Origin of the sequence: Aquabacterium sp., from assembly GCF_036279675.1 — a bacterium.
Classification (GTDB): domain Bacteria; phylum Pseudomonadota; class Gammaproteobacteria; order Burkholderiales; family Burkholderiaceae_C; genus Aquabacterium.
Window position 1 is genome coordinate 1 of record NZ_DASUIS010000047.1, and the last position, 9,956, is coordinate 9,956.

The window sequence follows — 9,956 nt, forward strand, 5'->3', positions numbered from 1 at the left end:
CTGCAGCGCGTTGCTGCACGTTCGATCCAGCCGCAAGGCCAGTGTCTCGGCCCCCACGGCCAGACGATGGGCATCTTCGGCCCGCAACGTGGCCCCCATGTCGCGCAGGCCCTTCTTGCGGATCTGGGTCATGCCCCAGCCCTTCGGGTCACCCTTGCGATACGGCTCGGCGATGTGGGGGTAGGTGGACCAGTCGAACAGCCCCGTGTCCACCACCGCGCCGCCCAGGGCATGGCCGTGGCCACCAATGCCCTTGGTCAGCGAGTGCACCACCAGGCCGGCCTGCACATCCCGGCCCTGCAGCAGCACCGGGGTGGTCATCGTGTTGTCGACCACATAGAGCAGGCCCAGGCGAGCGCACAGGGCGCCGATCCCGGCCAGATCGGCCACCTGGGTACGCGGGTTGGCAATCGTCTCGACGAACACCATGCGGGTTTCGGGCCGACAGGCGCGCTCGACCTCGGCCACCTCCGTCGCATCCACCAGGCTGACCGTCACGCCCAAGCCCTGCAAGGTCTGCAACAGGCTGTTGGTGTTGCCAAAGAGAAAGCGGCTGCTGACCACGTGATCGCCCGCCTTGAGCAGGCTCATGAACAGCGCACTGATGGCCGCCATGCCGGTTGAAAACACCGCAGCCGAGCGCGCCTCCTCCATCATCACCAGCTTGGCTTCCAGCGCGGCGCCCGTGGGATTGCCCTGGCGTGAATAGACGTAGCCAGGCGCCGCCCCCTGGAAGACATCGATCAGCTCGCGCGCCGAGGCATAGCCGTACGTGGCCGCGGTATGCAGCGGTTTGTGTACCGCACCATGCTCGACGCCGGCAAGGCGATCGGCGTGCAGCAATCTGGTGGTCAAGCCCTGGCTCATGGCGCCCTCTTCCCTTTGTTGGTTGATCCGGGTTGATGCCGGCCTGCCATGCTAAGCCCTGCGCCACTGAAGCCCCCCTGACTTGGGGCCCTTCTGCGCTGGTAAGCCCCCACGCTGGGATTTGGCGCGAATTGCTATATTTCATCGAGATGCGTTGTACGAAGCTCGATTTCCGGGCCTCTCATCCGAGCTGGAAGCTGTTGTGGCCGCCCCTGACCTGATCCCCCTGAATCGATCCGAGCACATGTACTGGGCAGCCGAAGGCTATCTCGGCCCCATCAACATCCCCTTCATCCTGCGCTTCGATGCCCCGGTCGAGCTGGACCTGATCCGCCAGACCATGCGCGAACTGGCCACGGCCTTCCCCCGCATGCGCGGCGTGATCGAACCCACGGGGCTGAGCTACGCCCTGCGCGTGCTGTCCGACGAGGCCCAGATCGACATCCTGTTTGACGATGCCTTCCAGGTAGTCAACGGTGTGGATGCCACCTCGCGTGAGGCACTGCAGACGCTGCACACCCAGCTGATCAACCAGCCGATCTGCATGGAACGTGGCCTGCCCTGGGTGGCGAGGTTCGTGCCGCATCCCACGCAACCCGCCCTGCTGTTTTCGATCAACCACATCATCGGTGACGGGCGCTCCATGGTGCAAATGGTGTGCGCCATCATGGCCCGGCTCAGCGGCCAGGCCATGCCCGCCTGTCAGATCGACAACCCCACCATGCTGCCCGCCGTGATGCCGCAAAAGTGGTGGCAGTGGCCCGGCAACATCGCGCGCTGGTGGCGCAACAGCCGGGCCGACAAGCAGGCCGCCAGCGGCCATCAGATCGTCACGCTCAACCGCAAGCAAAGCCCGCGCTACACCACCACCGGCATCGTCTATCACGACATCCCCTGCCCGGCCGACACGATGAAGGCGCTGGCCAAGGCGCACGGCACCACCGTCAATACCTTGCTGACCGCCCTTGTGGGCAACACCTTCCTGGCTCTGGCCGAGAAGGACCCCAAGGCCATGGCGGCCATCCGCATCTCGGTGGATCTGCGACGCTACTACCCCGAAGGCAAGGCCCCCGAGTTCGGCAACTTCGTGCATTCCTTCACGGTCCTGGCGCGCCGGCAGGCCACGCTGGACGCGCAGATCCAGTCTCTGGAAAACCAGGTCAAGACCCATCTGGCCCGCTACGAGACCCGAGACTACGCCCTGCCGTTGCTGTTTTACGAGCTGCTGCCCTTGCTGGGGCGTACGCTGTTCAGCTACCTGATCTACAGAAGCAAGGTCAAAGGCACGCTGCCCACCTTGAGCTGCCACCTCAGCAACCTGGGCGCCTGCGAGTTCATCAACCCCAGGAATGCCCTTGTCCGATTGCATGAGCTGTGGCCCACCACGCTCAGCACGGTGTTCCTGATCGGTGCGGTCATCCTCAACGGCAAACAGTTCCTGTGCCTGTCCCATCAGAATGACGAGATCCCGCGTGAAGCCGTGGACGCCTTCCGCGCCGAATTCGACCGACAGATCCTGCAGGTCATGAGCGAATCCCAAGCCGCGTGAAGTCCCACACGAAATAGGGTGTTTTTGCACCCCTCATGGGCAGGCAGTACCCTTCATCCCCGCGCCAAGATAGCCGATAGACAGAGGTCAAGAAAAAAAATGACCCACGCACCTAGAGGCTGTATATGGAACGGATCGACACACAACAACCTAGCAAAAAGACGATTCCGGCAATCTGTGAAACCGAGGTTCGCCCCGAGTCTGATGACACGGCGGTCGGCTCTTCGGCCATCAACTGGCTGAGTTCCGCCATGGCCATCTGGCTGCGCGATGAGGATGTGCCCAAGCGCGTCCTCCGTATCGACAACGGACAGAACCGCACCATTCGCTGATCGCCGAGGCCGCCCCAAGCACCTCATGCTGCCAGCGATCTTCAACCCGCAAAAGCTCCAGACACGGATCGTTGCCGTGTATCTGGGCTTGCTGCTGGTCGTCCAGGCGGCCAGCTACTGGTTCATTCAGGACAGCATCGACCACAACGCCCGCGCGTCCATCCGCACGGAATTGAGCACGGGCGAGCGCGTTTTCCTGCGCCTGCTCAGCCAGAACAACGCCAACCTGGATCAAGCTACGCGCGTACTGTCGGCCGACTACGGCTTCCGTTCGGCGGTTGCCAGCGGCGACCAGGAAACCGTGCAGTCGGCCCTGGCCAACAACAGCGAACGCATCCACGCCAATCTGGCGCTGTTCACCGACACCGAGTTCCAGCTCAAGGCCAGCACCACCCCTGAGGCATCCCACTTCCTGGCGGCCGTGCGGCGCTATGCCAGCCAGCTGCAGGCCGGTGGCGCCCCGCAATACCAGATCGAAGTGATCGACGGTCTGCCCTATCAGATCGTGGCCGTACCTGTACGTGCCCCCGCCACCATCGGTTGGGTCGGCATGGGCTTCAAGATCGACCGCGGCCTGCTGCAGGACATGAGCAACCTCTCCGGCATGGAGGTGGCGCTGATGCTGCGCGAAAACACGGGCGACTGGCGCGTGGCCGTGGCCACGATGGACACCAGCAAATGGCAAGCCGTGGCCAGCGCCTGGGAAAAGCCCATCAACAATGGCGACACACAGGGCGTGGCCATGCGCGTGGCCGGCACCGAATACAGCGCCTTGCCCGTGATGCTGCCGGGCGCACCTGGCCAATCGCCTACCACCGCCTTGCTGATGCGCTCGGTGGACAAGGCCCTGGAGCCCTTCAACCAGCTCAAGTTCACCCTGCTGATGCTGACCGCCGTGGGCCTGGTCGTGTTTGCGCTGGGCAGCTTCGTCACCGCGCGGCGCATCACGACGCCTCTGCGCGTGCTCTCCACATCGGCCCGTCGGCTTGAACGCGGGGACTACGGTGCCGAGGTGCGCGCCACCTTCACGGGCGAAATCGGCGAGCTGGCCCAATCCTTCGAAACCATGCGCCAGGCCATCCAGGCACGTGAAGGCGAGATCCGCCGTCTGGCCTATCAGGACGCCCTGACCGATCTGCCCAACCGCGAGCAGTTCCGCCACGACCTGCGTCAGGCCATCCAGAAGTCCAGCGAGGAAGGCACCCCCTGCGCCGTCTTGCTGCTGGACATGGACCGCTTCAAACACGTCAATGACGTGCTGGGCCACCGCTTTGGCGATCGCCTGCTGCGCGCCGTGGCCGAACGCCTGCGCAATGATGCCCTGACCGAGCGCGACGTACTCGCCCGGCTCAGCGGTGACGAGTTCGCCATCCTGCTACAAGGCACCGACGCCAAATCGGCCTACCCGGTGGCCCTGCGCATCATGTCGGCCTTCGAGCGCCCCATCACCCTGGACGACCACACGGTGGACCTGGGCGCCGGCATTGGCGTGGCCAGCAGCCCTGAACACGGCCTGGATGCCGACGTCTTGCTGAGCCGAGCCGAAGTAGCCATGTATGCCGCCAAGCAGCAGCAATCGGGCACCGTGACCTACCACCCCGGCCTGGACTCGACCAGCGAAGAGTCGCTGACCATGCTCAGCGAATTGCGCTCGGCCGTCGACCAGGACCAGCTGCGCCTGTACCTGCAACCCAAGATCAACCTGCGCACAGGCGAAGTGCTGGGCGCCGAGGCTCTGGTGCGCTGGGAGCACCCGGTGCGCGGCATGGTGCCGCCCATGCGCTTCATCCCCTTTGCCGAGCAGACCGGCTTCGTGCGGGTGCTGACCATGTGGATGATCGAGCAGGTGGCCCAGATGAGCCATTCGCTCACCGAACAAGGCCTGCGCATGAAGCTGGCCGTCAACCTGTCCACACGCGATCTGATGGACCAGGAGTTGCCCTTCAAGCTGGAGCAGGTGCTGGCCCGCCACGAAGTGGACCCGACCCTGCTGGTACTGGAGATCACCGAAAGCGCCATCATGGACGACCCCCAGCGCGCCCTGCAGACGCTCAACCGCCTGCACGCCATGGGCCTGAAGTTGTCCATCGATGACTTCGGCACGGGCTACTCATCGCTGGCCTATCTGAAGCGCCTGCCTGTGGACGAGCTCAAGATCGACAAGTCCTTCGTGATGAACATGGAGAGCGATCTGCAGGATGCCAAGATCGTGCGCTCCACCGTCGACCTGGCCCACAACCTGGGCCTGAGCGTGGTGGCCGAAGGCGTGGAAAGCGCCAAGTCCTGGAAGCTGCTGGCCAGCCTGTCATGCGACGAAGTACAAGGCTTCTTCATCGCCAAACCCATGCCTGGCGCCCAGTTCGCCAACTGGGTACGCCAGTGGACGCCGCCTGACACCACGCACGAGATGCTGCCCACCGAGTTCGCGGACATCATGTGACCACGGCGGTCCGACAAACCACACCCGCTGGTTGCACACGGACACAAAACGGGCAACACACATCATTGCTCGAGTAGCGTTTCACCCCAGAATGCATGCACCCATAAATCAACATCAGGGATGCATATGTTCAGATACCCCATGCCAGTGGCCGCGGCCAGCCTGGCTGCCTTGGTCATGTTCGGCTCCAACGCGCTCGCGGCCGATTGCCCGGCCTACGTGTCCAAAACGCTGGATGCCGGCACACTCACGGCCCCCGACCAACAGGCCATCATCAACAAGCTGGCCGAGATCCCCCTGGGCAACGGCGCGGAAATCCGCCTGATCGGACAGTTCAGCATCAAGCAGAGCATCCCCATCGTGCGCGACTGCGTGCGTTTCATCAGCGATGTCAGCACGGCGCCGGCCACACTGACGTGGACGGCACCCCTGCCCGCCCCGGATCAGCCTGCCCGCATCTTCCTCCAGCACGGGGACACCGGCAGCAAGCATCATCTGGAGATCAAGGACCTGGTGCTGGTCAATGCCGGCGTGCATGTCAACGGATCCGAGCACACGATCTCGGGCAACCGATTCAGCCAGGGACAAGCCAGCTTGAGCGTCTACCAGGGCGACCACCTCACCATCCAGGGCAACACCTTCACGGACGTGGGCGGTGTCGGGGCCTGGGTCATGCACAACAGCCTGGTTGACCGCAACACCTTCATCCGCGCGGTTCAGCCCGTCAGCATCACCTCTGAAGGCAACGGCAACACCATCAGCAACAACGTTGGCACAGGCACCTACTACTTCGGCATCGAGTTCCTGGGCAAGTCCTCCCTGCCTGGCATCGAGCGCTTCGTCAACAACACCATCACCAACAACAGCTTCACCGCGCCATCGCAACCAACACCAGGCAACCATGGCGCCTATGGCGGCATCTCCATCGTGGCAGGCGCCAACAATCTGATCTCCGGCAATGTGGTCGACTGCGGCCTGGTATGCCGCGCACCCGATACGGTTGAAAACGTCCGCAAGAAAATCAGCTACAGCCAGAAGGGCGACCTCATCGGCATCGGCATTGAAGTGGCCGATGCCGGATCACGGGTGATCAACAACACGGTACGCGGCTTCAACTCTGGCATCTTCATCAGCGATCCGCAGTCCGACATCTCGGCCATGAATGACGTGGCCACCCTGGACGGCAACAAGATCTACACGACCAACCAGGGCATTGCCATCAACTGCTACCAGGGCCCGGCCAATGGCGTGGAACCCAATCGCGCCAACATCGGCCGATGCCGCCGAGCCTATGTGATCCAGAACAACCTGGTTCAGGAAGCCCGTGACATCGGTATTGGCGGCAACCAGAACTTCTACTACCCTACGGGCACCAAAGACCTGCGCTACGTGATGAGCATGGCGTCCGAATCCACGGCCATGACCATCTACAACAACAAGGTCACGCGCAGCTATGGCTCGTTCCCCGGCGATGCCAGCGTCAAACGTCCTTACAAGCGCTTTGTGGGCATCTCTGTCGGGCCCATCATCAATCCTGACCAACAACGTGTGACCTACAACAGGATCGAGATGAAGGGCGCACCACCCCTTGGATCCGAATTCGGCTTCACCGGCATCGAGCTGACGCCCTACACGCAGTACGACGCCGCACCGCCTTGCACCGTGCTGCCCAACGGCAAGACGCTCACAGGCATGCTCGTGGCCAACAACACCATCACGCACATGACTTCGCCCTTTGGCAAAGGCATTGCGGGGACCTGTCACATCGACAGTGGTGTCTTGTTCCAGAGCAACACCTACAGCGGCCTGAGCCTGCCCCTGGATCTTCAGTAATCACTCAGCCCTGGCGCAAGGTCTGCGCCAGCGATGCATAGGCGTCGAGCTGATCCGAGGGCAGATTCAGCAAGGCCGCGCCGGGCACCTGCCCGCGCTCGGCCTGATGCTGCTGCACCTCGATGAGCCGCTGGGCATCACCCAGACGCGGCAATACCGGCCCCGCAAACATCACCTGCCCCTGCCAGGCCACCAGCAAGGTCGGGAAGGTTTCCACGTCCACATCGCCCACGAGATCGGCTTCGTCCTCGATGTCGATCCAGCGATAGCGATGCTGCGGCAAGGCTTGCTGCAACTCGGCAAAGGTGGCCTCGTACTCGCGGCAGGTGCCGCACCAGGCGGCGCACAGACAGACGACGTCAAGAATGGGCTTGGACATGCCCCGATTGTGTCACCAGCCCGGCCAACAGATCGATCACCACCCTGACCTTGGGCGTGCGCGCACTGCGGGGTTGCATCACGGCATACACATCCAGGGTGGGCGCCGACCAGGCGGGCAACACGCGCACCAGCGCGCCCGTCAGCAAGGCCTCACGCACGTCCCATTCGGCCAGCAGGGCCACGCCCAGCCCCGCCTCGCACATCTGTTGCACCCAGGACTGGTTGTTGCCGCTGACGCGCACCGGCCACTTCAGCTGGTGGACCGGCCCCTTGCCCTGGTATTGCACGCCGATGAGTTGCGGCGCCAGGCCGGTGTCCAGCGCCACGAACTCGTGCGGGCCGACCTCATCGGGGTGCTCGGGCTGGCCGCAGCGGGCCAGATAGGCCGGCGAGGCGCACAACACCATGGCCACGCTGCCCAGGCGGCGCGCCACCCAGTTGCTATCAGGCAGGCGGCCGAAACGCAGGGCCAGATCGATGCGTTGGCCGACGAGGTCGCTCATGGCGTCCTCCGCATGCAGATGCAACTTCAAGTCGGGGTGACGCAAGAGCAAGGGTGCCAGGCCCTTGCTCAGGTGGGGCACGAAGCCGGCGGGCGCCGTCATGCGCAATTCGCCCACCGGCGCGTCCTTCATGGTCTGCAGGGCCTGATCGGCCCGACGGGCGGCTTCCACCATGGCCAGGCACTCCCGATGAAAGGCGGCCCCGGCGGTGGTCAGGCTCAACTGCCGCGTGGTGCGGGCCAGCAAGGCCACGCCCAGATCCTGCTCCAGCGCCCGGATCTGCTGGCTGACCGCCGAGGTGGTGGTCCCCAGCGAACGGGCCGCAGCGCCAAACGAGCCTTGCTCCACCACCGTCACCAGCGTGGCCATGCGCTTGAGTTGATCAAACATGAAGTTTTTCTAAACAATGAATGTCCATTCTGATGACTTCCGACCTGATTGTGAAGTCCGTATTGTTCAGGCATTGCATCCGCCTCTTCTGAAAAGGACATCACCATGAACATCGCACTCATTGGCGCCACCGGTTTCGTCGGCTCGGCCATCCTCTCTGAATTGCTGCAACGCGGTCATCAGGTCACAGCCCTGGCCCGCCATCCCGACAAGGTACCCGCACAAGCCGGCTTGACCGTGGTGCAGGCCGACGTACAGCAAGCCAGCCAGGTTGCGCAGGCCGTGAAGGGCCATGACGCCGTCATCAGCGCCTTCAACGCCGGCTGGGCCAACCCCAATCTGTACGACGACTTCCTGGCCGGCAGCCGCGCCATCACCGCAGGGGTCAAGGCGGCCGATGTCGAGCGCCTGCTGGTGGTCGGCGGGGCCGGCAGTCTGTTTGTCGCCCCCGGCGTGCAACTGGTGGACACACCGGCCTTCCCGGCCGAGTGGAAGGTGGGCGCCACCGCGGCACGCGACGCACTCAAGCTGCTGCAGGCCGAGCAGGATCTGGCCTGGACCTTCCTGTCACCACCGGCCCTGCTGCACCCGGGCGAGCGCACCGGTCACTTCCGAGTGGGCGGCGATGAGCTGCTGATGAACGCCCAGGGCGATGCACCGGCCGAGATCACCAGCGCCGATCTGGCGGTGGCCATCGTCAACGAGATCGAAGCACCGCAGCATGTGCGCCGCCGCTTCACCGTGGGCTACTGATCGCCCACTGGCGCTCAGGCTCAGGCACCGTTGATGCGGATCCAGGTGGTCTTCAACTCGGTGTACTTGTCCAGCGCATGCAGGGACTTGTCGCGCCCGTTGCCGGACTGCTTGAAGCCGCCAAAGGGCACGGTGATGTCGTCTTCATCGTATTGATTGACGTGCACCGTACCCGCCTTCAAGGCACGGGCCACACGATGCGCCCGGTCAATGTGCTGGCTCCACACGCTCGCCTGCAAGCCATAGGGTGTGCCATTGGCCAGGCGGATGGCTTCGGCCTCGTCCTTGAAGCGGATCACACTGAGCACGGGGCCGAAGATCTCTTCCTGCGCGATCTTCATGCTGTTGTCGACACGGTCAAACACCGTGGGCTGTACGTAGAAGCCGCCGGTGTCCGCCAGGGCTTGCGCGCCACCGGCAACACAGGCCGCGCCTTGCTGCACGCCCGCATCGATATGGCCCAGCACCGAACGCAACTGGCCTTCATCCACCAGCGCGCCCATCACCGTGGCAGGGTCCAGCGGGTCAGCTGGTTGATACGACGGCGCCTGCGCCACGATGCGCGCCACCACCTCATCCGCAATCGACTCGTGCACCAGCAGCCGTGATGGCGCATTGCAGGATTCACCCTGGTTGAAGAACAGCGAACCGGCCACCGTATCGGCAGCGCGCTCGATGCTGTCGGTGTCGTCGAACACGATGAAGGCAGACTTGCCACCCAGCTCGTTGAACACGCGCTTGAGGTTGCTCTGGCCCGCGTACTCAAGCATCTTGCGGCCCACGCGTGTAGAGCCGGTGAAGCCCAGTGCGTCCACGTCCATGTGCAAGGCCAGGGCTTCGCCCGCCTCGTGCCCATAGCCTGGCACCACGTTGAACACACCTTCAGGCAGCCCGGCCTTGATGGCCAG

The 9,956-nt window shown here is 63.8% G+C and carries 9 protein-coding genes; 5 read left to right on the forward strand and 4 right to left on the reverse strand.

What is annotated here, in order from left to right; genetic code table 11:
* The coding region (locus VFW93_RS05230; protein WP_329692930.1) for an aminotransferase class I/II-fold pyridoxal phosphate-dependent enzyme at window positions 1-867 on the reverse strand (867 nt) is incomplete at its 3' end.
* Between the two features lie 202 nt (window positions 868-1,069).
* On the opposite strand from VFW93_RS05230, the gene VFW93_RS05235 reads away from it, so the two are divergent.
* From VFW93_RS05235 to VFW93_RS05250, 4 genes are all read left to right on the forward strand, one after another.
* Window positions 1,070-2,416, forward strand: a complete 1,347-nt coding sequence (locus VFW93_RS05235; protein WP_329692931.1) for a hypothetical protein — start codon at window positions 1,070-1,072, stop codon at window positions 2,414-2,416.
* A 125-nt stretch (window positions 2,417-2,541) separates the two neighbouring features.
* On the forward strand, window positions 2,542-2,748 hold the full coding sequence (locus VFW93_RS05240; RefSeq protein ID WP_329692932.1) for a hypothetical protein: 207 nt from the start codon (window positions 2,542-2,544) through the stop codon (window positions 2,746-2,748).
* A 25-nt stretch (window positions 2,749-2,773) separates the two neighbouring features.
* Complete coding sequence (locus tag VFW93_RS05245) at window positions 2,774-5,188, forward strand: bifunctional diguanylate cyclase/phosphodiesterase (protein WP_329692933.1); 2,415 nt, start codon at window positions 2,774-2,776, stop codon at window positions 5,186-5,188.
* A gap of 126 nt (window positions 5,189-5,314) precedes the next feature.
* Window positions 5,315-7,021: a right-handed parallel beta-helix repeat-containing protein gene (locus tag VFW93_RS05250; RefSeq protein WP_329692934.1), complete on the forward strand. Its 1,707-nt coding sequence runs from the start codon at window positions 5,315-5,317 to the stop codon at window positions 7,019-7,021.
* 4 nt (window positions 7,022-7,025) lie between these two features.
* Here the strand turns inward: VFW93_RS05250 and VFW93_RS05255 are convergent, their stop codons facing one another.
* On the reverse strand, window positions 7,026-7,400 hold the full coding sequence (locus VFW93_RS05255) for a thioredoxin family protein (RefSeq protein WP_329692935.1): 375 nt from the start codon (window positions 7,398-7,400) through the stop codon (window positions 7,026-7,028).
* Window positions 7,381-8,295 carry a LysR family transcriptional regulator gene (locus VFW93_RS05260; protein ID WP_329692936.1) on the reverse strand — a complete coding sequence of 305 codons (915 nt, stop codon included), beginning with the start codon at window positions 8,293-8,295 and terminating at the stop codon, window positions 7,381-7,383. The genes VFW93_RS05255 and VFW93_RS05260 overlap by 20 nt, the downstream gene beginning before the upstream one ends.
* Window positions 8,296-8,400: 105 nt before the next feature.
* Here VFW93_RS05260 and VFW93_RS05265 point away from each other — a divergent pair, with 105 nt between their 5' ends.
* A complete protein-coding gene (locus VFW93_RS05265) occupies window positions 8,401-9,048 on the forward strand; it encodes an NAD(P)-dependent oxidoreductase (protein WP_329692937.1) in 648 nt (215 codons plus the stop codon).
* 20 nt (window positions 9,049-9,068) lie between these two features.
* Here the strand turns inward: VFW93_RS05265 and VFW93_RS05270 are convergent.
* On the reverse strand, window positions 9,069-9,956 hold an 888-nt coding region (locus tag VFW93_RS05270; protein ID WP_329692938.1), incomplete at its 5' end, for an aldehyde dehydrogenase family protein.

Excerpts from the sequence above, each read along its gene's own strand:
- VFW93_RS05250 (WP_329692934.1), top strand. The coding sequence starts at position 5,315 with ATGTTCAGATACCCCATGCCAGTGGCCGCGGCCAGCCTGGCTGCCTTG.
- VFW93_RS05260 (WP_329692936.1), bottom strand. The coding sequence starts at position 8,295 with ATGTTTGATCAACTCAAGCGCATGGCCACGCTGGTGACGGTGGTGGAG.
- VFW93_RS05240 (WP_329692932.1), top strand. The coding sequence starts at position 2,542 with ATGGAACGGATCGACACACAACAACCTAGCAAAAAGACGATTCCGGCA.
- VFW93_RS05245 (WP_329692933.1), top strand. The coding sequence starts at position 2,774 with ATGCTGCCAGCGATCTTCAACCCGCAAAAGCTCCAGACACGGATCGTT.
- VFW93_RS05265 (WP_329692937.1), top strand. The coding sequence starts at position 8,401 with ATGAACATCGCACTCATTGGCGCCACCGGTTTCGTCGGCTCGGCCATC.
- VFW93_RS05255 (WP_329692935.1), bottom strand. The coding sequence starts at position 7,400 with ATGTCCAAGCCCATTCTTGACGTCGTCTGTCTGTGCGCCGCCTGGTGC.